General features: G+C 70.4%; 19 protein-coding genes. 9 read left to right on the plus strand and 10 right to left on the minus strand.

Features of this window, described 5'->3' with window-relative positions; genetic code table 11:
* Positions 1 to 569 precede the first annotated feature (569 nt).
* The 5 genes from AB0I67_RS26705 to AB0I67_RS26725 all read left to right on the plus strand — a co-directional run bounded on the left by AB0I67_RS26705 (position 570) and on the right by AB0I67_RS26725 (position 4,226).
* The gene (locus AB0I67_RS26705; RefSeq protein ID WP_357928381.1) at positions 570 to 854 is read left to right on the plus strand and encodes an antibiotic biosynthesis monooxygenase family protein; all 285 of its coding nucleotides are present in this window, start codon (positions 570 to 572) and stop codon (positions 852 to 854) included.
* Between the two features lie 178 nt (positions 855 to 1,032).
* The gene (locus AB0I67_RS26710; protein WP_357928384.1) at positions 1,033 to 1,506 is read left to right on the plus strand and encodes a carboxymuconolactone decarboxylase family protein; all 474 of its coding nucleotides are present in this window, start codon (positions 1,033 to 1,035) and stop codon (positions 1,504 to 1,506) included.
* A 232-nt stretch (positions 1,507 to 1,738) separates the two neighbouring features.
* Complete coding sequence (locus tag AB0I67_RS26715; RefSeq protein ID WP_357928386.1) at positions 1,739 to 2,629, plus strand: ABC transporter substrate-binding protein; 891 nt, start codon at positions 1,739 to 1,741, stop codon at positions 2,627 to 2,629.
* Entirely contained in the window at positions 2,626 to 3,486 is an 861-nt protein-coding gene (locus AB0I67_RS26720; protein WP_357928389.1) for an amino acid ABC transporter permease, read from the plus strand. The genes AB0I67_RS26715 and AB0I67_RS26720 overlap by 4 nt, the downstream gene beginning before the upstream one ends.
* Positions 3,483 to 4,226 carry an amino acid ABC transporter ATP-binding protein gene (locus AB0I67_RS26725; protein ID WP_357928392.1) on the plus strand — a complete coding sequence of 248 codons (744 nt, stop codon included), beginning with the start codon at positions 3,483 to 3,485 and terminating at the stop codon, positions 4,224 to 4,226. Before AB0I67_RS26720 ends, AB0I67_RS26725 begins: the two co-directional genes overlap by 4 nt.
* On the opposite strand, the gene AB0I67_RS26730 is transcribed toward AB0I67_RS26725, so the two are convergent.
* Positions 4,223 to 5,686, minus strand: a complete 1,464-nt coding sequence (locus AB0I67_RS26730) for an amino acid permease (RefSeq protein WP_357928395.1) — start codon at positions 5,684 to 5,686, stop codon at positions 4,223 to 4,225. The genes AB0I67_RS26725 and AB0I67_RS26730 overlap by 4 nt on opposite strands.
* 94 nt (positions 5,687 to 5,780) lie before the next feature.
* Positions 5,781 to 7,073 (minus strand): MATE family efflux transporter, encoded by a 1,293-nt coding sequence (locus AB0I67_RS26735; protein WP_357928398.1) that lies wholly within the window; start codon positions 7,071 to 7,073, stop codon positions 5,781 to 5,783.
* Between the two features lie 266 nt (positions 7,074 to 7,339).
* Between AB0I67_RS26735 and AB0I67_RS26740 the strand changes: the two genes are divergently transcribed.
* Positions 7,340 to 11,437, plus strand: coding sequence for a replicative DNA helicase (locus AB0I67_RS26740; protein WP_357928401.1), 4,098 nt, complete (start codon positions 7,340 to 7,342; stop codon positions 11,435 to 11,437).
* A gap of 71 nt (positions 11,438 to 11,508) precedes the next feature.
* On the opposite strand, the gene AB0I67_RS26745 is transcribed toward AB0I67_RS26740, so the two are convergent.
* The 5 genes from AB0I67_RS26745 to AB0I67_RS26765 all read right to left on the minus strand — a co-directional run bounded on the left by AB0I67_RS26745 (position 11,509) and on the right by AB0I67_RS26765 (position 17,088).
* Complete coding sequence (locus AB0I67_RS26745) at positions 11,509 to 12,129, minus strand: response regulator transcription factor (RefSeq protein WP_357928404.1); 621 nt, start codon at positions 12,127 to 12,129, stop codon at positions 11,509 to 11,511.
* A complete protein-coding gene (locus AB0I67_RS26750; RefSeq protein ID WP_357928407.1) occupies positions 12,126 to 13,433 on the minus strand; it encodes a sensor histidine kinase in 1,308 nt (435 codons plus the stop codon). The genes AB0I67_RS26745 and AB0I67_RS26750 overlap by 4 nt, the downstream gene beginning before the upstream one ends.
* Positions 13,434 to 13,468: 35 nt before the next feature.
* A complete protein-coding gene (locus AB0I67_RS26755; protein ID WP_357928410.1) occupies positions 13,469 to 15,286 on the minus strand; it encodes a hypothetical protein in 1,818 nt (605 codons plus the stop codon).
* Positions 15,271 to 16,038 (minus strand): ABC transporter ATP-binding protein, encoded by a 768-nt coding sequence (locus AB0I67_RS26760; RefSeq protein WP_357928413.1) that lies wholly within the window; start codon positions 16,036 to 16,038, stop codon positions 15,271 to 15,273. Before AB0I67_RS26760 ends, AB0I67_RS26755 begins: the two co-directional genes overlap by 16 nt.
* A gap of 108 nt (positions 16,039 to 16,146) precedes the next feature.
* A complete protein-coding gene (locus tag AB0I67_RS26765; RefSeq protein ID WP_357928415.1) occupies positions 16,147 to 17,088 on the minus strand; it encodes an RNA polymerase sigma factor in 942 nt (313 codons plus the stop codon).
* Between the two features lie 339 nt (positions 17,089 to 17,427).
* On the opposite strand from AB0I67_RS26765, the gene AB0I67_RS26770 reads away from it, so the two are divergent.
* Genes AB0I67_RS26770 through AB0I67_RS26780 form a run of 3 tightly spaced genes read left to right on the plus strand, consistent with a single transcriptional unit; the run spans position 17,428 to position 19,264 of the window.
* Positions 17,428 to 18,066, plus strand: coding sequence for a TetR family transcriptional regulator (locus tag AB0I67_RS26770; RefSeq protein WP_357928418.1), 639 nt, complete (start codon positions 17,428 to 17,430; stop codon positions 18,064 to 18,066).
* 9 nt (positions 18,067 to 18,075) lie between these two features.
* A complete protein-coding gene (locus tag AB0I67_RS26775) occupies positions 18,076 to 18,762 on the plus strand; it encodes an HAD family hydrolase (protein ID WP_357928421.1) in 687 nt (228 codons plus the stop codon).
* Positions 18,763 to 18,817: 55 nt separating this feature from the next.
* On the plus strand, positions 18,818 to 19,264 hold the full coding sequence (locus tag AB0I67_RS26780) for a universal stress protein (RefSeq protein WP_357928424.1): 447 nt from the start codon (positions 18,818 to 18,820) through the stop codon (positions 19,262 to 19,264).
* Here the strand turns inward: AB0I67_RS26780 and soxR are convergent.
* The 3 genes from soxR to AB0I67_RS26795 are packed head-to-tail and all read right to left on the minus strand — an operon-like array spanning position 19,184 to position 20,910.
* On the minus strand, positions 19,184 to 19,735 hold the full coding sequence (gene soxR / locus AB0I67_RS26785; protein ID WP_357928427.1) for a redox-sensitive transcriptional activator SoxR: 552 nt from the start codon (positions 19,733 to 19,735) through the stop codon (positions 19,184 to 19,186). The genes AB0I67_RS26780 and soxR overlap by 81 nt on opposite strands.
* Complete coding sequence (locus AB0I67_RS26790) at positions 19,735 to 20,457, minus strand: metallophosphoesterase (RefSeq protein ID WP_357928429.1); 723 nt, start codon at positions 20,455 to 20,457, stop codon at positions 19,735 to 19,737. Before AB0I67_RS26790 ends, soxR begins: the two co-directional genes overlap by 1 nt.
* Before the next feature lie 9 nt (positions 20,458 to 20,466).
* Entirely contained in the window at positions 20,467 to 20,910 is a 444-nt protein-coding gene (locus AB0I67_RS26795; RefSeq protein ID WP_357928432.1) for an Lrp/AsnC family transcriptional regulator, read from the minus strand.
* Between the last annotated feature and the right edge of the window lie 19 nt (positions 20,911 to 20,929).

The following is a 20,929-nucleotide window of genomic DNA, read 5'->3' on the forward strand; positions in this document are numbered from 1 at the left end:
GGGGCCTGCCGGCCCCTCGCGCTCCCCGTGACTGGGGCGATTTCCGGGGCGAGTTCGGCGGGGCACCTTCAGTCGGGAGAAACGGCGAACGGTTGGAGCCACCCATAGCTGGGCTCGGTTGCCGCCGGGCAGCGTGTCACGGCCACTACGTTGGTCAGCGTCGACCTCGTGCGGGCCGGAGCCCGCTCAGAGCGCGACGTCCTGGCCGGAGGCGAACCGGACGTCAAGGCCTGACCGCCCCCAAGTGCGCCTGCTGCTCTTCCTTGATGTGGATGGGCCGCTGTTGCCGTTCGGCGATGGCCTGGAGCGCCGATCGCGCCGCGGATCGGGTTGCCACGCCTGCCAGTCGTCCACTGGCCCGAGCCCTGCGAGGAGGACGAACGGCAGGACCGGTGGTTCGGGCTCTGCTGGAAGACCAGGGCCCTGGTGGCGTGGGCCGACGGGTGTCCGTTCGCCTGGGTTGACGATGAGATCACCGATGCTGATCGGGAGTGGGTGGCGGCACTCGTTCCTTCTGTGGGTCAGGGTGGGGATCGTAGGTGATTCGGCTGGGAGCTGCGGAGGCTTGAGTGATCATCATCGCTGGCACGTTGGATGTGGATGCCGAGGCCAGGGACGCCTATCTGGCGGCCTGTGTCGAGGTGGTCGAGCAAGCACGGAGGGCGCCCGGATGTCTGGACTTCTCGGTGTCGGCGGATCTGGTCGAGGCGGGGCGGATCAACGTCTACGAGCGGTGGGAGTCGGATGAGGACCTGGAGCGGTTCCGGGGTGAGGGGCCGGAGGCTGAGCAGGTGGCGGAGATCAGGGGAGCCGAGGTGAGCAAGTACCGGATCTCGGGGGTGGAGGCGCCCTAGAAGCCAGGCGGCCCGGAGGGTGGGAAGGCCGTCGAGGATTCTGCGGGAGCTCGACCGGGGCGCGTGGGCTACCGAAAGGGACGGCAGGGAGACGGACGTCACATTGGGGCGTGTCACAGGGAAGCGTGCCATCTCGTCGTAAACGTGGAAGCAGCGTCAAAACGGCAAGGAGCACGTCATGGAAGCCCGCCTGAACCTCTTCACCAACCCGGTCGCCGCCAAGGCCCTCAAGCACATCGTGACCGCGAACAAGGTGGTCATGGAGTCGTCCTTGCCGCATGCGACGCAGGAGCTGGTGAAGCTGCGCGCGAGCCAGATCAACGGCTGCGGGTTCTGCACGGACATGCACACCAAGGAGGCGATGCACGCCGGGGAGGACGTCACGCGGCTGCATCTGGTGGCGGCGTGGCGGGAGGCCACGGTGTTCACGGACGCGGAGCGGGCCGCGCTGGAGCTGACCGAGGAGGGCACCCGGATCGCGGACGCGGCCGGCGGGGTGTCGGACGAGGTGTGGGCCAACGCGGCCAAGTACTACGACGAGGAGCAGCTCGGGGCGCTGGTGTCGCTCATCGCGGTCATCAACGCCTTCAACCGGGCGAACGTCATCATCCAGCAGCCGGCGGGTGACTACCAGCCGGGCATGTTCGGCTGATCGCCACGTCCACCGCTGGGCAGAGACGCCCCGGGCCCGAGGGGGAGCCCGGGGCGTCGCGCGTTTCGGCTGCCCGGTGCCGGCCGTACATCGGTCAAAAGCCCGGAAGTCCGATGTCCGTAATCGGGGGCTCCGCCGTACCGAAGGGTCAACAGCCCAGGTGGGGCCAGATTCCCGAGCGGGCTGGCGTAGAATTCCGGAGTTCCCGAAATGTCCTTCAGGAGGCTGAACCATGGCCCGTCCCTCACTGCTGATCGCAACCGGCGTGCTCGCGCTGGCGGCGGTGGCCTGTGCCCCTGCGGACAACACGGGGAGCGGCACGACGTCCGCGACCGCGACGGGGTCGGCCCCGGCGGCCGCGCCGAGCACGGCGTGCACGAAGGACCAGCTCAAGCTGATCACCCCGGGCAAGCTGACGATCGGCACCGACAAGCCCGCCTACGAGCCGTGGTTCAAGGACGACGACCCCAGCAACGGCCAGGGGTTCGAGAGCGCCGTGGCGTTCGCGGTCGCCGGCGAGCTGGGCTTCGACCGGGACGAGATCGTCTGGCAGACGGTGAAGTTCGACACCGCCTTCGCGCCCGGCCCGAAGAAGTTCGACTTCGACATCAACCAGGTCTCGATCACCCCCGAGCGCTCGGAGGCGGTCGACTTCAGCAAGGGCTACTACACCGTCAAGCAGGCCGTGGTCGCCATCAAGGGCAGCAAGTACGCCAACGTGCAGACGCTCGCCGAGCTCAAGGACGCCAAGATCGGCGTCCAGATCGGCACGACCTCGTTCGACGCGGTCGGCAAGGGCATCCAGCCGAGCAACCAGCCCAAGGTCTACAACGAGCAGATCGACGCGGTGAACGGCCTGAAGAACGGCCAGGTGGAAGCGCTGGTCGTGGACCTGCCGACCGCGTTCTACGTGACCGCGGCGCAGGTGGAGAACTCCACGATCGTCGGCCAGTTCTCCTCGACCGGCGGCACGCCGGAGGAGTTCGGCCTGGTCATGGAGAAGGGCACGGCGCTCAAGGGCTGCGTGGACAAGGCCGTCGAGGCGCTGAAGTCCAAGGGTGAGCTGGCGAAGATCGAGCAGGAGTGGCTGAGCGCTGCGGCCGGTGCTCCCGAGCTGAAGTGAGTACGGCCGGCAAGCCCGGCGCGAGCTGGGTCAAGAGCGGCAAGCAGGTCGAACGGGAGCGGTTGAAGCGGCAGCGCGGCATGCGCTCGGCGTCGACCGCGACCGTTTCGACGATCATCTTCCTGGTCCTGGTGGTCTGGGGGGTCACGAACTCCCCGGGCTGGCCGCGGGTCGAGGAGACGTTCTTCAACGTCGACAAGTTCGTGGCCGCGCTCCCGGACGTGCTCGACGGCTTCCTGCTGAACATCAAGATCTTCCTGATCGCCGAGCCGCTGATCCTGATCGTCGGCCTGCTGGTGGCGCTGGCCCGCGGGCTGAAGGCGCCGGTCTTCTTCCCGCTGCGCTGCCTGGCGATCGCCTACACCGACATCTTCCGCGGCATCCCGACGATCCTCCTGATCTACTTGGTCGGCTTCGGCCTGCCGGCGCTGCGGCTGCAGGGCATCCCGACGGATGAGGCGACGCTGGGCATCATCGCGCTGACCCTCTCCTACGGGGCCTATGTCGCGGAGGTCTTCAGGTCGGGCATCGACTCGATCCACCCGAGCCAGGTGAACGCCGCCCGCAGCCTCGGCCTGTCGTACGGCAAGACGATGCGCTTCGTCGTGCTGCCCCAGGCGGTGCGCCGGGTCGTCCCGCCGCTGCTGAACGACTTCGTGTCGCTGCAGAAGGACACCGCCCTGGTGGCGACGATCGGCGCGATCGAGGCGCTGCGGCAGGCGCAGATCCACACCGCCAAGTCCTTCAACTACACCCCGTACCTGGTCGCGGCGCTGCTGTTCGTCCTGCTGACGATCCCGATGGCGCGCTTCACCGACTACCTGGCGGCTCGATCGCAGAGGCGGCGCGGAGCATGAGTGTCCTGAAGATCGAGGGGCTGCGGAAGAGCTTCCACGGCCACGACGTGCTCAAGGGCATCGACCTGGAGGTGCGCTCGCACGAGGTGGTCTGCCTGATCGGCGCGTCGGGCTCGGGCAAGTCGACGCTCCTGCGCTGCGTGAACCTGCTGGAGGAGGTGGACGACGGCGCGATCTACCTGGAGGGCAAGGAGATCACCGACCCACGGGTGAACGTGGACGACGTCCGCAAGCGGCTGGGCATCGTCTTCCAGGCCTACAACCTCTTCCCGCACATGACCGTGCTCGACAACATCACGCTGGCGCCGCGCCAGGTGCACAAGGTGACGCGCAAGGCGGCCGAGGAGCAGGCCCGGACGCTGCTCGCGCGCTTCGGGCTGGAGGGCAAGGCGGACGCCTACCCCGACCAGCTCTCCGGCGGGCAGCAGCAGCGGGTGGCGGTCGTCCGGGCGATGGCCACGCAGCCGACGCTGTTGCTGCTGGACGAGATCACCTCGGCGCTCGACCCGGAGCTGGTGGTCGAGGTGCTCGGGGTGATCAGGGAGCTCAAGGCGACGGGCATGACCATGGTCATGACCACGCACGAGATGAGCTTCTGCCGGGAGATCGCGGACACGGTCTGCTTCCTCGACAACGGCGTGCTGGTGGAGAAGGGGGCGCCGGAGCGGATCTTCACCGATCCCGAGCAGCCTCGCACCCGTGAGTTCCTGCGCAGCGTGCTGGAGTCGGGGCGGTTCTAGCGGCGGTGCCGGCCCCGGCCCGTTGCCGCGCGCGGGGTCGCCAGGAGGCTGTGGCGCCTGCCGTACACGAGGTAGACCACGAGTCCGAACGCCATCCACACCGCGAAGGACGCCCAGGTCGCGACCTTGAGGTTCACCATGAGCCAGAGGATCGCCAGCAACGAGAGGATCGGCACCCAGGGGTGCAGCGGGGCGCGGAAGTCGCCCGACAGGTCCGGACGGCTCCGCCGGATGACCAGCACCCCGGCGGAGACCGCCAGGAACGCGCACAGGGTGCCCATCACGACCAGCTCCTCCAGCGCGGGCAGCGGGGCGAAGAGGGCGAGGCCGATGGCGATGAGCCCGATGAGCGCGGTGATCCGGGCGGGGGAGCGGTAGCGGCTGAGCCCGGCCAGGCGGCGGGGGAGCAGGCCGTCGCGAGCCATGGAGAACAGCACGCGCGTCTGCCCGACGATCAGCACCAGGATGACCGTGGTCAGTCCGAGCACCGCGCCGACGTTGACGACGTGGACCATCCAGCCCGCGCCGGCCTGCCGGAAGCCGCTCGGCAGGGGCGCGTCGACCGAGATGGCGGTGTGCGGGACCATGCCGACCATGACCAGGGCGACGCCGATGTAGATGAGCGTCGCGACGACCAGGCTGCGGATCATGCCCTGCGGGATGGTGCGCGGCGCGTCGGCGGCCTCCTCGGCGGCGGTGGCGACGATGTCGAAGCCGATGTAGGCGAAGGCGATCGCGGGCGCCGCGGCGAAGACGCCGACCCAGCCGAAGGTCGTGCTCGTGCCGAGGACGAAGTCGATGATCGTGTCCGGCGGCGCGGAGGACGGCTTGGGATCGACCACGAAATCGCCCAGGTTGGCCGGGTCGAAGTTCAGGAAGCCGACCACGATGACCGCGCCGATGGCCACCAGCTTGGCGGTGACCATGATCCACAGGGCCCGCAGCCCGATCCGGGTGCCGAGGATGACCAGCGCGGACAGAGCCAGCAGGATGCCGACCGTCAGCACTTTGGAGGTCACCGCGGGCGCGGGCACGCTCAGCCCGAGATCGGTGACCGCGCGCACCGCGAACGACGACCAGATGTCGGCGACCACCGCGGCGGCGAGCTGCATCTCCAGCACCAGCGCCCAGCCGATGATCCACGCCCACACCTCGCCGAAGACGACGTAGGTGATCGTGTAGGCGCTGCCGGAGGAGGGGATGGCCGAGGCCATCTCGGCGAAGCAGAGGCAGGCCAGCATGCACGCGATGCCGGCGATCATGAAGGAGAGGATCACGCCCGGCCCGGCGGTGGTGGCCGCCTGGCGGCCGGCGATGCTGAAGATGCCGGCGCCGATCATCACGCCCAGGCCGAGCACGACGAGATCACTGGGACGGTAGGCCTCGTCGAGGCGGTGCCGGGCGCCGGTGCGTAACCCGGTCACCTCACCGGGCGGCAGCCGACGCAGGATCGTGGTCACGACACACCACCCGCCCATCGGCACGCACGCCTAGCTGAAGCCTCGTTTCATGGACAGTGCCTTACCACTCGGCCAACTAGCAAGCACGGCAGGGTTACGCCCCCGTAACCAGCCAGGCGCGGCCGCGGGCGCGGGTCCCCAGGGCCACCAGCCGGGCGAGCATCCACACGCCCAGCGCGCACCACAGGACCACCAGGCTGCCGCTCCACGCCGCCACCGCGGCGGCCGGCAGATAGGCGATCGTGTTCCAGATCCCGGCCCATGCCAGGTAGCGCTGATCGCCCGCGCCGATGAGCACGCCGTCCAGCACGAACACCACGCCGCAGAGCGGCTGGAAGAGCACCACCGGCCACAGTACGGCCAGCAGCTCGGCCGTGACCTGGGCGTCCGCCGCGAACAGACCGGGCAGCAGCGGGCGTACGGCCAGCACGAGCAGCCCGAGCACCGCCCCCGACCACACGCCCCACACCACCATGCGCCTGGACGCCGCCCTGGTCTCGGCGACGTCCCCGGCGCCCAGGCTGCGGCCGGTGATGGCCTGCCCGGCGATCGCGATGGCGTCCAGCGCGAAGGCCAGCAACGACCAGATCTGCGAGGCGATGGCGAACGCGGCCAGCTCGGGACGGCCCATCCGGGTGGCGACGACCGTGGCCACCAGGAGCACGATGCGCAGGCAGATGGTACGGACGAGCAACGCCAGCCCCGCCGAACCCGCGGCCTTGATGCCCCGCAGGTCCGGCAGCCACGTCGGCGCGCGGCGCAGCACCACCACGAGGTACACCGCCGCCCCCAGCGTCTGGGCGATCACCGTGCCCCAGGCCGAGCCGGCGATTCCCCAGTCCATCCACAGGACGAACCAGGCATTCAGCACAGCGTTCAGCACGAACGAGCCGATCGCCACCACCAGCGGGGTCACCGTGTCCTGCAACCCGCGCAACACGCCCGTGCCGGCCAGGACCACCAGCATGCCCGGGGTGCCGAGCAGGCTGATCCGCAGGTAGGTGACGGCCATGGCGGTCTGGTCCGGCGCGGCGCCGAACAGCTCCACGATCGCCGGGGCCAGCGGCCAGCCCAGCGCGATCAGCGCCACGCCGATCCCGATCGCCAGCCACAGCCCGTCCACCCCGCTGCGCATCGCCCGGTCCAGGTGGCCCGCGCCGGTCAGCCGGGCCACCGAGGCCGTCGTGCCGTAGGCCAGGAACACGCACAGGTTGACCACCGTGGTCAGCACCGCGCCCGCGACGCCCAGCGCGCCCACCGCCGTCGTGCCCAGCCCATGGCCGACGATGGCGTAGTCGGCGATGAGGAAGAGCGGCTCGGCGACCAGGGCGCCGAAGGCCGGTACGGCAAGCCGCAGGATCTCGCGGTCCCTGGCTGTAATGGGCATAGGACTAGTATGGCCCTTACTCGGCGTGTCGGTTCAACTTTCTTTCCTCCACAGGGAGTGGATAGTATCTGCCCTGGTCACATCGGTGCTGTGGATGATCGGCCGGAGTTATCCCCAGGACGTTCCACAGCCCGTCCCCACCCCCTGCACAGCTTGACCACAGCCTTGTCCACAGGTCGCGTTGCCGATTGCCTCAGGTGCCGCGAAACTGTCACTCGCGCTGCTTAGAGTGCTATCGAGAGTTTGTTCGAAAGGGGGTCGATCTCGTGGACGAGGAACCGTCCGGCCCCTCCTTCGAGCGCACCCCGCCGCACAACATCGAGGCCGAGCAGTCGGTGCTCGGCGGCATGCTGCTGTCCAAGGACGCCATCGCCGACGTCATCGAGCTCATCCGGGGCGACGACTTCTACCGGCCCGCCCACCAGATGATCTACGACGTCATCACCGACCTCTACGGCCGCGGCGAGCCCGCCGACGCCGTCACCGTCTTCGACGAGCTGCAGAAGCGCGGCGAGATGGCCCGCGTCGGCGGCGCCGCCTACCTCCACACCCTCACCGCCGTCGTCCCCACCGCCGCCAACGCCGGCTTCTACGCCCGTATCGTCCGCGAGCAGGCCATCCTCCGCCGCCTCATCGAGGCCGGCACCCGTATCGTCTCCTTCGGGTACGGCGGGCAGAACGAGGAGGTCGACGACCTCGTCGACCGGGCCCAGGGCGAGATCTACAAGGTCACCGAGCGCCGTACCTCCGAGGACTACATCCCCCTCGCCGAGATCATGCCCGGCGCTCTGGACGAACTCGAGGCCATCGGCAGCCGTAGCGGCCAGATGGTCGGCGTCCCGACCGGCTTCCAGGACCTCGACCAGCTCACCAACGGCCTCCACCCGGGCCAGATGATCGTCGTCGCCGCCCGCCCCGCCATGGGCAAGGCCCTGGCACTCGACACCCCGCTGCCGACCCCGACCGGCTGGACCACGATGGGCGAGGTGCGGGTCGGTGACCAGCTCATCGGCGCCGACGGCCGGCCGACCCGCGTCGTCGCGGCCACCGAGGTCATGCACGGCAGGCCGTGCTACGAGGTCGAGTTCAGCGACGGCACGGTCATCGTCGCGGACGCCCAGCACCAGTGGCGCACCACCACCCGGGCCTCCCGCCGCCAGCCGCCGCCCCGCCTCGCCTGGCCCGAGGCGTCCGCCCAGCGGGTACGGCAGGCCTACGCCGACGCCCTCGGCGCGGACCGCGTGGCCGTGGGGATGGTCGGGCAGGAGCTCAGCCACGTCCTCCGCCCGGTGGGTAAGGGTGTGGGGATCTCCGACAAGGTGCCCGCCGTGGGCGGCAGAGTGCGCAGCTACACCAGGCGCACCCCCGCCAACCCGGCGGTCGAACTGCTCGGCGCGCTTCACCAGCGGACCGCCACCCCCATCCACGCCATCGCCCGTGCCGCCCACCCGGAAGTCGTCACCACCGAGGAGATCGCACGCACCCTCCGGTGCGGTCCCGACCGGAGGCCCAACCACGCCGTCGCCGTGGCCGCTCCCTTCGAGCTGCCGGAGCAGGACCTGCCGCTCTCGCCGTACGTCCTGGGCCTGTGGCTGGGCGACGGCGCCTCCGCGAGCGCCCGGATCACCACGACGGACCCGGAGATCGTCACCAACCTGGCAGCCGAGGGCCTTCGCGTGAAGCGGGTCGGCACCTCGCTCGCCTACCAGCTCACCCTCCCCGAGGACGAGAAGCCGGCCGCTCGCGCCTGCGTGGTCTGCGGTGCCGCTTTCGTGCCGCAGACCACGCAGGTCCGCACCTGCGGACGGTCCTGCGGTGGCCGAGCCCGTTTCGTCTCCGAACCGGTGCCCACACCCACCTGCCCCGACTGTGGCGGCCCCTCGAGCGGCCTGCGGCGCTGCCAGGCCTGCCACGACGACCACGGCACCGTCCAGGGCATCCTTCGCTCGCTGGGCGTGCTCGGGGACAAGCACATCCCGGCACGGTATCTGCGCGCCTCTGAGGCGCAGCGCCGGGCGTTGCTGGCCGGGCTGCTCGACTCCGACGGGTATGTCAGTCCGTCCGGCCAGATCCAGTTCGGTGTGACCAGCAAGCGGCTGGCCCATGATGTGCACGAGCTGATCCTCAGCCTGGGCTACAAGGCGGGCCTGCGGACCAAGTCCGTGGCGGGGCGCACCCCGGAGTCGTCAACGGCCTACCTGATCAACTTCACCACGGTGGACCCGGTCTTCCGCCTCAGCCGCAAGGCCGCCCGCCAGCGGCAGTCAGCGCATCCGTCCACAAGGACCCGGTACATCGTCGACGTCCGCCCGGTGGCCTCGGTGCCGGTGCGCTGCGTCGAGGTGGACAACGCCGACCACATGTACCTCGCCGGCCGGACGTGCATCCCGACACACAACAGCACCCTCGGCCTCGACTTCGCCCGTTCCGCGGCGATTCGCCATGGGATGACCACGGTCATCTTCTCCCTGGAAATGTCGCGCAACGAGATCACCATGCGTCTGCTCTCGGCCGAGGCCCGGGTGGCGCTGCACTCGATGCGGTCCGGCACGATGACCGACGACGACTGGACCAGGCTGGCCCGGCGGATGAGCGAGGTCGCCGAGGCGCCGCTGTTCATCGACGACTCGCCCAACATGTCGATGATGGAGATCCGCGCCAAGTGCCGCCGTCTCAAGCAGCGGCACGACCTGCGCTTCGTGGTCATCGACTACCTCCAGCTCATGAGCTCGCCGAAGAAGACCGAGAGCCGCCAGAACGAGGTCTCCGAGATCTCCCGGTCGATCAAGCTGCTGGCCAAGGAGCTCGAGGTCCCGGTCATCGCGATGTCGCAGCTCAACCGTGGTCCGGAGCAGCGAGCCGACAAGCGCCCGGCGGTGAGCGACCTGCGTGAGTCGGGCTGCCTGACGGCCGGCACGCGGATCATGCGGGCCGACACCGGTGCTGAGGTCACGCTGAGCGAACTGCTGGAGGCGGGCGCGCGGGACGTCCCGGTGTGGTCGCTGGACGAGCGGCTCAAGCTGGTGCCGCGCACGATGACGCACGTCTTCCCGAGCGGGGTCAAGCAGGTCTACCGGGTTCGCCTGCGGTCGGGCCGCGAGGTGGAGGCGACGGCCAACCATCCGTTCCTGACCTATGACGGCTGGCAAGCGATCGGCGATCTCGTGGCGGGCACTCGGGTCGCCGTGCCGCGGCACGTGCCACCGCCGCTTGAGCTGAAGTCCTGGGACGAGGACGAGCTGGTCTTGCTGGCGCATCTGATCGGGGACGGGTTCTTCGTGCGCCGGCAGCCGATCCGGTACGCGAGCACCGATGAAGCCAATCTCAGGGCGGTGACCGAGGCGGCGGCCCGGCGCTTCGGGATCACGGCGGTCCGCGACGAGCACGAGGCGGCGCGGTGCACGTCGCTGCGGTTGCCCGCGCCCTTCCGTCTGACGCATGGCCGGCGCGACCCGGTGGCGGCCTGGCTCGACGGGCTGGGCCTGTTCGGGCTCAGGAGCCACGAGAAGTTCCTGCCCGAGGGCCTCTTCGCCCTCCCCAAGCTCCAGGCGGCGAGCTTCCTGCGGCACCTGTGGGCGACCGATGGGTGCGTCTGGTGGGACGAGAAGCAGGGCCAGGCCCGCATCTACTACGCCTCGACCAGCCGGCGTCTCATCGATGACGTGGCGCGCCTCCTGCTGCGCTTCAACGTCATGACCCGGGTGAAGGTGGTCCGCAAGGGCGAACACCGGCCCGGGTACCAGCTCGTCATCACCGGGGCGGAGAACCAGCTCCGCTTCCTCGACGACATCGGCGTATTCGGCGGACGGGGCGAGATGGCCCGGCTGTGCGCCGACCGGCTGCGTGGCGTGACCCCGAACACGAATGTCGACACGATCCCCACGGAAGTGTGGGACCGGGTGCGCGGGGTGTTGTCGCAGCGGGAGATGACGCAGCGGGAGTTCTCCGCGGCGATGAACGTCCAGCACAGCGGGTCGGCGGTGTGGAAGCGCGCGCCGAGCCGGGAGCGAGTCGGCCGGATCGCGCAGGTGCTCGACGCCTCCGACCTGGAACTGCTCGCCACCAACGACGTGTTCTGGGACGAGGTCGACAGCGTCGAGCCGTTGGGAGAGCAGCCGGTCTACGACGCGACCGTGCTCGGCACCCACAACTTCGTGGCCAACGGCATCTCGGTCCACAACAGCATCGAGCAGGACGCGGACATGGTCATCCTGTTGCACCGGGAGGACGCCTACGAGCGGGAGTCGCCGCGGGCGGGTGAGGCGGACCTGATCGTGGCCAAGCACCGTAACGGTCCGACCGCGACGGTGACGGTGGCCTTCCAGGGTCACTACAGCCGGTTCGTGGACATGGCCCAGCACTGACCCAGGCATACGCGCCCTTCCACTGGACCCCAGGCAGAGGCCAGGTTCAGGACTGACCTCCGGCGGAACGCTCAGGTGAGGAGGCCTCGGCGGTAGCCTTCGCCGACGGCGGCGGCGCGGTCGCGGACGCCGAGTTTGTCGTAGATGTGGAGCAGGTGGGTCTTGATGCTGGCCTCGCTGATGAAGAGCTTGGCGGCGGCCTGGCGGTTGGAGGCGCCGTCGGCGACCAGGGTGAGGACCTGGAGTTCGCGGTCGGTGAGGGCGACCTTGGCGGGTTTGCGGACCTGGCCCATGAGGCGGCCGGCGACGGAGGGGGACAGGACCGGTTCGCCGGCGGCGGCGGCGCGGACGGCGCGGAGGAGTTCGTCGGTGGGGGCGTCCTTGAGGAGGTAGCCGGTGGCGCCGGCCTCGATGGCGGGCAGGACGTCGGAGTCGCCGTCGAAGGTGGTCAGGACGAGGGTCTTGATGTGCGGGTGGGAGCGGCGCAGCGCGGTGATGGCGGTGACGCCGTCCATCTCCGGCATGCGGAGGTCCATGAGGACGATGTCGACCTGGAGGGCGGCGGCGCGGTCGAGGCCCTCACGGCCGTTGGCTGCTTCGCCGGCGACCTCTAGGTCGGGTTCGGCTTCGAAGACGGCGCGCAGGCCGTCGCGGACGATGGGGTGGTCGTCGACGATGAGGAGGCGGATCACTGGGGGTTTCCTTCGAGGGCGGGGGCGGTGTCTCCTGCGGGGACGGTGTCTCCTGCGGGGGCGGCGTCTTCTCCGGGGGTGGGGGTACCCCTGTGAGCGGGGGTGCTTTGGAGGGCGGGGACGGTGGCGCTGATGGCGGTGCCTTCGCCGGGCGTGCTCTCGATCTCAAGGGAGCCGCCGACGCCACGCAGCCGCTGCCGCATGCTGCTGAGGCCGAAGCCCTTGCCGTCGTGGGTGTCCTGGATGCCGATGCCGTCGTCGCGGATGTCGAGGAGGACGAGGGTGCCGGTGTAGGAGAGGGTCAGCCCGGCCCGGGTGGCGCCGGCGTGCTTGGCGACGTTGGCCAGGGCTTCCTGGGCGACACGGAAGAGGGTGACCTCGATGGCGGGGCTGAGCGGGACCCGGTCGCCGGTCACCTCGACGTGCAGGTCCACGCCGGTGGTCTGCGACCAGTTGCGGGCCAGGGTGGTCATGGCGTCGGGCAGGTGGGCGTTCTCCAGCTGGTGGGGCTGGAGGGCGGCGACGGAGCGGCGGGCTTCGGTGAGGCTGTCGCGGGCGAGGTTCAGGGCGAGCTCGACGTGGGTGTCGGCGTTCTCGACCCGCTGGGCGGCGCGGAGCTGGGTGATGATGCCGGTGAGGCCCTGGGCGAGGGTGTCGTGGATCTCGCGGGCCATGCGCTGGCGTTCGTCGAGGATGCCGGCCTGATGCGCCTGGGTGAGGAGCTGGGCGTGCAGGTCGGCGTTCTCCTCCAGGGCGGTCTGGAGGTCGGTGACCGCTTTCCGGTACTTGCGCTGCCGGTCCTCGATGCGGATGCCGGCGATGGCGCCGCCGCCGATGGCGACGGTCTGGACGGCGACGATCGCCAGGTGGAAGGCGACGAGTTGGACAGTGGCCTGGGACCAGTCGAGGGTCGAGCCGTACACGATGCAGGAGGTGGCGGCGACGGCGGCGAAGGTCCACTTGGAGGGGGCGAAGTTCGCGGCGAGGAAGAAGCCGGAGATGCAGTAGATGACGAAGATCGGGTCGTGGAAGGACAGCAGGGCAGCGGTCGCCAGGACGCCGGCGAAGTGAACGCTGACGAAGGCCCGGCGCCCGCGCACCTCGGCGGGTACGAGGAGGCGGGCGCCGAGGATCCAGGCGAGGGCCAGGGCGGTGAAGGCCAGCGTACGGAGCACCCCGCCGGTCGGCTGGTCGGGCGTGGCCAGGCTGATGGCCAGGGAGGCGGCGAGGGTGACGAAGGGGACGATCTCCACGAGCCGCTCGAAGCGTCGTTCCCACTGGGAAGGGGGGAAGGGATCGTTCATCGGGGGCTACCCCTCCTGTCAGGTATGGACGGGTTTCACCTGGTCGCAGCAGTTGAGGAGGAGTTTAGGCGGATGGGGAGAAGGATGGCATAGCCGTACATGAGCAGTCCCAGAGCGATCATGAAGATGATGGTGGGCCACTGCCAGATCGGCGGGAGGTGCAGCGCGAGGAACCACACGGGCTCCTCGACACCGAAGATCTTCATGAACATCGGCACGAGCCCCTGCGGGAACAGCGGGAGCCAGGCGATGGCGTAGCAGAAGGTGACGCCGATGCGGTGCACGAGCGGCAGCTCGGCGGTGGCGGACTCGGCCGGCTGGGGCGGCGGGCCGTACTTCATCAGGTTGAGCAGCTCGATCCCGCGCTTCTCCAGCCGGCGGTAGGCGATCCTGCCGAGGCCCCAGGCGCTGAGCGCGCCGGTCAGCAGGCCGGTGGCGACGCCGGCCCAGGGGTCGAGGAGGATGGCGCCGGCCGCGGGCAGGGCGGTGGCGGGGACGGCGAAGAGCACGAGCCAGGCGAGGCTGGTCTCGGCGGTCTCGTCGGCGCCGGTGCTGAGCGGGTTGCCGCCGCGCTTGTGCGGGTCGGTGCCGGGGACCAGCGAGGTGACGGCGAGCAGGACGATGACGCCGGCGCCGCCGCCGAGCAGGGCGGGGAGCAGGCCGAGCACCCACGGCCAGGCCCAGGTCTCCCCGCTGACGAGGGTGCCGGCCAGGGACAGGACGACTGCGGCCGGGCCGATGACGAGCAGCCAGGCCAGTTGCCGCCCGCGGACGTCGGCGCGTTCGGCGCCGGGTGTCATGAGGGTGAGCCAGAGGGCGGTGCCGTCGCTGCCGTAGAGGTTGGCCGAGCTGGCGGCGGCCATCACGATCGCGATGAGCCCGATGAAGGGGACCATGATCCAGGCGTCGATGGTGACCAGCAGCAGCGGGGTGATCAGGGCGTAGGAGAAGGCGGTGGCGAGGAGCTGGATGCGGACGAGGTCGCGCCACCAGGCGCGCAGTTCCTTGGCGGCGGTGATGCGGGCGCCGCTGGTGGTGGCCGGAAGGGGCCGGGGTGCGCCGCGGCGGGGCGGGACGCCGCCTCGGGCGGAGGAGACGACGCGGCGCGCCAGCAGGGCGGACCAGGCGGCCAGCAGCAGGGCGATCACGACGACGCCGCCGACGAGGATGGCGAGCGCGACGGGCCAGGAGGCCTCGATCGCGGCCACGCCCCAGCCGGAGGGCAGGGCGCGCAGGAGGCGCTGGATCCAGCTGTCGGAGCCGCCGAGGGCGATGACGAGGGCCCAGCCGTTGCTGCACAGGGCGATGGCGGTGCCGACCACGATGCCGACGGCGGCCGCGGTGGCGCGGGAGCGGACGAACAGTCCGATGAGCGCGATGATGACGCGGGAGAGCATGATCATCGTGACGAGGGTGGTGACGGCCGCGACCAGGCCGATGAGCACGCCGGTGGGGCCGTAGCGCCAGCCGTACACGGGGAGTGAGAGCAGGGCGAGGAGGTTGACCGCGGGGGCGGGGCCGGCGAAGGCGCCGGCGAGCAGGGCCGCCGCGATCCGGCGCGGCGGGGCCGGGAGCATGGAGAAGTACTCGGGGCGCAGGGCCTCGTTGCCGCCGCCGATGAGGATGGGGCCGAAGATCCAGCCGGAGAGCCAGGCGGCGAGGGTGAGGGGCAGGTGGGCGGGCCACAGGACGGCGACGACGATCGTGCCGATGGCCAGGGCCAGCCCGACCGTGACGCCGGTGTAGAGGTTGGTGGCGTTGTCGCCGCGCAGGGTGTTGCGCATGAGGGTGAGCCGCAGGCGGATCATGTGCTGGGCCAGGGCGGCCGGGCGGGGGGTCAGGAGGTGAGCCATGCCAGCCCCTCCGTTCCGCCGGTGCGGGCGCCGACGAGTTCGACGAAGGCGTCTTCCAGGGTTCCGGAGCCGCGGACCTCGTCCAGGGGGCCGGCGGCCATAACGCGGCCGTCGGAGATGACGCCGACGTGGTCGCAGAGCTGTTCGACGAGGGCCATGACGTGGCTGGAGATGATCACCGAGCCGCCGTTGGCGGTGAACCGGCGCAGGATGGCCCGGATCGTGGCGGCGGAGACGGGGTCGACGGCCTCGAAGGGCTCGTCCAGGACGAGCAGGCGGGGCGCGTGCAGCAGGGCCACGGCCAGGCCGATCTTCTTGCGCATGCCGGTGGAGTACTCGATGACCAGGGTGCGCTCGGCGGAGTCGAGTTCGAGGACCTGGAGGAGTTCGTCGGTGCGCTCGGCGACGACGGCGGGGTCCATGCCGCGCAGCAGGCCGAGGTAGGTGAGGACCTCGCGGCCGGTGAGCCGTTCGGGCATGGAGTTGCCGTCGGGCAGCACGCCGATCAGGCCCTTGGCCTGGACGGTGTCGCGCCAGACGTCGACGCCGAAGATCTCGGCGCTGCCGGCGTCGGGGCGCAGCAGGCCGACGGCCATGGCCAGGGTGGTGGTCTTGCCGGCGCCGTTGGGGCCGACCAGGCCGTAGAAGGATCCGGCGGGGACGGTGAGGTCGAGGTCGGCGACGGCCACGTGGTCGCCGAAGACCTTGCGCAGCCCGGCGGTGCGGAGGGCGGGCTCCCGGTTGGTTGGCATGCCTTGAGCATCGCGCCGGGACGAAGGGTGGCGGATCGTCCGGACAGTGAGCTGGGTGGTGGATTCCGGCATCAACCGATCGGTTGATGCCGGAACCCACGCAGCCGGTCAGGCCAGGTAGTCCTGAAGCGTGATCGACCGGCTGGGGTGGCGGAGCTTGCTCATCGTCTTCGCCTCGATCTGCCGGATCCGCTCCCGCGTCACGCCGTACACCCGTCCGATCTCGTCCAGCGTCTTGGGCTGGCCGTCGGCCAGGCCGAAGCGCAGGGCGATGACGCCCGCCTCGCGCTCGGTGAGCCCGGCGAGGACGTCCCGCAGCTCCTCGCGGAGCAGGTCGTGCCCGATCACCTCGCTGGGGTCGCCGGCCTCGGCGTCCTCGATGAGGTCGCCGAGCTCCGTCTCGCCCTCGTCGCCGATCTGCACGCTCAGCGAGATCGGCTCTCGGGCGTAGCTCTTGATCTCCTTGACCCGCTCGGCGGTGAGCTCGGTCTGGAGGGCGATCTCCTCGTTGGAGGGCTCGCGGCCGAGCGAGTGGAACAGGTCGCGCTGCGCCCGGTTGACCTTGTTGATCAGCTCGGTCATGTGCACCGGGATGCGGATCGTGCGGGACTGGTCGGCCAGGGCGCGGCCGATCGCCTGCTTGATCCACCAGGTGGCGTAGGTGGAGAACTTCAGCCCGAGCTTGTGGTCGAACTTCTCCACCGCCCGCATCAGCCCGAGGTTGCCCTCCTGGATCAGGTCCAGCATGGGCAGGCCGCGTCCGGTCTGGCGCTTGGCGATCGAGACGACCAGGCGCAGGTTGGCCTCGATCATCTGGTCCTTGGCCAGCCGGCCGTCGGCGGCGATCCACTCGAGGTCGGCGCGGTCCTGGGCCGGGAGGCCGGCGGACTCGCGGTCGAGGCGGTCCTGGGCGAACAGGCCGGCCTCGATGCGCTCGCCGAGCGCCACTTCCTGCTGGGCGTCGAGCAGCCGGATCTTGCCGATCTGCTTGAGGTAGTCCTTGACCGGGTCGGCGGTCGCGGTCGGGGTCGCGGTGGTGGTGGCTGCCATGGGGACCTCCCGAAGGTGAGCGGACGTGCGGCGGGCGGCGGTGGTGCGGGAAACGGTCAGGTCGGCTCCTGGCTGGTGGTGGGCCGGGTCAGTAGGCGGCGCGGCGCGGGACTGCGGCGGTGCGGCGCGGGAGGTGTGGCCGTGGTGCGGGGCTCTGGTCAAGAGCCGGTACGGCGGAGCGGCGCGGCAACCGTGGCGTGTGCAGGCGAGCGGTGGCGTCGGTGATGGTGTCCGGAAGTTTGATCCGAATCGACTCTGGCATACAGCGCCTTCCATTGAGCGAAACTTGCGACGATGGTAAGATTACGACCGAAGCATCGGATCGTCAAGAGGAAATTTATGTCCGACGTAAAAATGCTCGGCCTGCGTGAGCTGAAGAAGCGCGAGACCCGCCAGGAGATCTCCGACAAGGCCACCCGCCTCTTCATCGACCAGGGCTTCGAGCAGACGACGATCGCCGAGATCGCCGAGGCGGCGCGGGTGGCCAAGAAGACGGTCACGAACTACTTCGCCCGCAAGGAGGACCTGGCCTTCGACCACCACGAGCAGTTCGTGGCCACGCTGGCGGCCATCGTCGCCGAGCGCGCGCCCGGCGAGTCGGCGCTGGCCGCGCTCAGGCGGGTCTTCCTGGAGGCGGCCGAGCGGCAGGATCCCATGCTCGGCTTCACCCGCGACGGCTTCGCGCGGATGATCGTGGACTCGCCGACGCTGGTGGCCCGGCTGCGGGAGCTGATGGAGCAGCGAGAGGAGGCCCTCGCCCGGCTGCTGGCCGCCGAGACGGGCGACGCGGAGGGCACGGTGTCCCGGCTGGTGGCGGTGCAACTGGCCGCTCCGTACCGGGTGCTGCTGCAGCGCATCATGGAGCTGACCCTGGAAGGGGTGGACAACGCGCGCATCGCCGAGGTCGTCGGGGCGGCGGCGCGGGAGGTGTTCGAGCTGATGGAGCCCTCGCTCGGGAGCTACGCGGTCAGGTCCTAGGGTGGCCGCGTGACGATTCGCGGCATGCTCTTCGACATCGACGACACGCTCTTCGACTACACCAGCTCCGAGCACTCGGCCGTCGTCGGCCATCTGACCGCCGAAGGCCTGCTGGGGCGTTTCCCCTCGCCGGAGGCGGCGGTGGCCAGGTGGCGGGACATCATGGAGGAGGAGTACGCGCGGTTCCTCGCCGGCGAGGTCACCTTCAAGGAGCAGCAGCGCCTCCGCACCGTGCGCTTCCTGGGCGAGCTCGGGATCGAGGCCGAGGATCCGGACGCGTGGTTCGCCGGGTACGCGGCCCGGCGCAACGAGAAGTGGTCCGCCTTCCCCGACGCGGCCCCGGCGCTCGAGGCGCTGGCCGGGCGCTACCGGCTGGGCCTGATCTCCAACTCCTCCATCGAGCACCAGCGCGGCAAGCTCAGCGCGATCGGGCTGAGCGGGTTCTTCGAGGAGAGCGTGATCCTCTGCTCCCACGAGTACGGTTGCGCCAAGCCGGACCCGCGCATCTTCGTGGCCGGGTGCGAGCTGCTGGGGCTGGAGCCCGGCGAGGTGGCCTACGTGGGGGACAAGTACGACGTCGACGCCCTGGGCGCCAAGGCGGCCGGCCTGCGCGCCTACTGGCTGGACCGCAAGGCCGGCGGGACGCACGTCGAAGAGGGGATCACGGTGATCACCTCGCTGGCCGAGCTCGTGTGACCCATCAGACAGCCCGCCGGGAAACAAACGTGATCGTCGCGGTGCTCCACCAGATATGAGTATTTTGATCGCATATGACGGTTCTGAAGACGCCAAGGCGGCCATCGAGTACGCGGCCAAGCACCTGAAGCCCGAGCCGGTGGTCGTCCTGTCGGTGTGGGAACCCTTGCTGGTCCAGTTGCGGCACTACCCGGCCGCGGGCGCCGCGTTGCTGGCCGCCGATCCGTCGGCCGAGTCGAAGGCCGCGGCCGAGCACAACGCCGCCGAGGGCGCTGAGCTGGCCAAGCAGGCGGGGCTGACCGAGGTGAGCGCCCGGGCGGTGGCCGACACCGAGTCGATCTGGCGCACCATCCTGGACACCGCCGACGAGATCGACGCCTCGGTGATCGTGACCGGTTCGCGTGGACTCAACGGGGTGGCGTCAGTGTTGCTCGGCAGTGTCTCCAACCACGTGCTCCACCACGCACGACGCCCGATCATGGTCGTCCCCAGGAAGGGCTGACCCGGCGGGGGGATTGAGCCGGGTGTCCAGCCTGCGGGCGCCCGGCCCCTGGTCGCCGAGCCGGTCGAACGGGTTGGCCAGGGCGCAGCGGTCGAGGGACAGGCAGCCGCAGCCGATGCAGTCGGTGAGGTCGTCGCGCAGCCGCTGGAGCTGCTCGATGCGGTCGTCGAGCTCGGTGCGCCAGGCGGCCGACAGGCGGGCCCAGTCGCCGCGCGTGGGGGTGCGCCCGTCCGGCAGGGTCGCCAGGGCGTCCTTGATGGTGTTGAGCGGGATGCCGAGGCGTTGCGCGAGCCGTACGAACGCCACCCGGCGCAGCGTGTCGCGGTGGTAGCGGCGCTGGTTGCCGGCGGTCCGCCGGCTGGTGATGAGCCCCTTGGACTCGTAGAAGTGCAGCGCAGAGACGGCGATGCCGCTGCGTTCGGCGAGTTGGCCGACGCTCAGCTCCTTGCTGTTCCACGGGACCTGGGACATCACAGCACCGGCCGGAAGTGGGTGACCAGGCGCCCGCCCTCGAAGACGTGCAGGGCGTAGGCGGGCGGGAGGTCGTAGGAGACCGGGACGCGCCCGCTGGTCTCGACCGGGGTGAGGCCGGTGGACAGCACGCCCGGCGCGACGATCACGGGGAGCCCGGCTAGCGTGCCGGAAGCGCTGGTGTGCGCGTGCCCGGTGAGCACGCCGGCCACGTTGGCATGCCGGACCAGCAAGGCTTCGAGCCGCTCCACGGCCTGGAGCATGATCGAGTCGACGTACGGCACGCCCAGCTTGATCGGCGGGTGGTGGAAGCCGACGAAGGCCGGCAGGTCGGGGCGCTCGCCGAGAACCCCGTCGAGCCAGGCGAGGGCCTCGTCGCCGAGGTAGCCGTCGTCGCGGCCGGGCAGGCTGGAGTCGGCCAGCGCGATGGTCAGGTCCGGCAGCCGCAGCGCCTGGTTGACCGGGCCCAGCGCGGCGGTGAAAGCCTCCGGGTTCTGGTCGTGGTTGCCGGGGCAGACGATCACCGGCACGTCGCTCTTGAGCAGCGCGCGGGCGATCTCGTACTCCTCCGGCAGGGCGTGGTCGGCGATGTCGCCGGTGACCAGGATGGCGTCGAGCCGGCCGGGCAGCTCGTTGAGGTGGCGCAGCACCCGTTCGGTCCGCGGGACGCTCTGGTCGGTGGCGCCGATGTGGATGTCGCTGATGTGCGCGAATACGGCCATCTCAGGAGTCTAGAGCGGCGGGACGTGGACGCCGCGTTCGAAGAAGCTCTCCAGCACCACGATGGTCTGCGTGCTGGACACGCCCTCGACCTCGAACAGCCGCCTGAGCACCTGCTGCAGTTCGGCGGTGCTCGCCGTACGGACCTTGGCCAGCAGGGAGGCCGGCCCGGCGATGACGTGCGCCTCCTCGACCTCCGGGATCGCGCGCAGGGCGTCGGCCGTCCCGCCCATCCAGGTGTTCCCCTCGATCAGCACGTAGGCGAGCACGCCGCGCCCGGCGGCGGCCGGGTCGACCTCGACGGTGGTCCGCCGGATCACCCCGCGCTCGCGCAGTTTGCGCACCCGCTCGTGTGCCGCGGCCCCGGACAGGCCCACCGCCGCGCCGAGCGAGGCGTAGGAGCGGGTGGCGTCCTCCTGCAAGAGGCCTATCAGCGTTCGGTCGATCTCGTCCATTGCCATATGCTATCCGGTG

The sequence above is a fragment of the Nonomuraea sp. NPDC050310 genome (assembly GCF_040655795.1).
Lineage (GTDB): Bacteria > Actinomycetota > Actinomycetes > Streptosporangiales > Streptosporangiaceae > Nonomuraea.

Excerpts from the sequence above, each read along its gene's own strand:
- AB0I67_RS26710 (WP_357928384.1), top strand. The coding sequence starts at position 1,033 with ATGGAAGCCCGCCTGAACCTCTTCACCAACCCGGTCGCCGCCAAGGCC.
- AB0I67_RS26715 (WP_357928386.1), top strand. The coding sequence starts at position 1,739 with ATGGCCCGTCCCTCACTGCTGATCGCAACCGGCGTGCTCGCGCTGGCG.
- AB0I67_RS26725 (WP_357928392.1), top strand. The coding sequence starts at position 3,483 with ATGAGTGTCCTGAAGATCGAGGGGCTGCGGAAGAGCTTCCACGGCCAC.
- AB0I67_RS26735 (WP_357928398.1), bottom strand. The coding sequence starts at position 7,073 with ATGCCCATTACAGCCAGGGACCGCGAGATCCTGCGGCTTGCCGTACCG.
- AB0I67_RS26750 (WP_357928407.1), bottom strand. The coding sequence starts at position 13,433 with ATGAACGATCCCTTCCCCCCTTCCCAGTGGGAACGACGCTTCGAGCGG.
- AB0I67_RS26755 (WP_357928410.1), bottom strand. The coding sequence starts at position 15,286 with ATGGCTCACCTCCTGACCCCCCGCCCGGCCGCCCTGGCCCAGCACATG.
- AB0I67_RS26760 (WP_357928413.1), bottom strand. The coding sequence starts at position 16,038 with ATGCCAACCAACCGGGAGCCCGCCCTCCGCACCGCCGGGCTGCGCAAG.
- AB0I67_RS26765 (WP_357928415.1), bottom strand. The coding sequence starts at position 17,088 with ATGGCAGCCACCACCACCGCGACCCCGACCGCGACCGCCGACCCGGTC.
- AB0I67_RS26770 (WP_357928418.1), top strand. The coding sequence starts at position 17,428 with ATGTCCGACGTAAAAATGCTCGGCCTGCGTGAGCTGAAGAAGCGCGAG.
- AB0I67_RS26780 (WP_357928424.1), top strand. The coding sequence starts at position 18,818 with ATGAGTATTTTGATCGCATATGACGGTTCTGAAGACGCCAAGGCGGCC.
- soxR (WP_357928427.1), bottom strand. The coding sequence starts at position 19,735 with ATGTCCCAGGTCCCGTGGAACAGCAAGGAGCTGAGCGTCGGCCAACTC.
- AB0I67_RS26790 (WP_357928429.1), bottom strand. The coding sequence starts at position 20,457 with ATGGCCGTATTCGCGCACATCAGCGACATCCACATCGGCGCCACCGAC.
- AB0I67_RS26795 (WP_357928432.1), bottom strand. The coding sequence starts at position 20,910 with ATGGACGAGATCGACCGAACGCTGATAGGCCTCTTGCAGGAGGACGCC.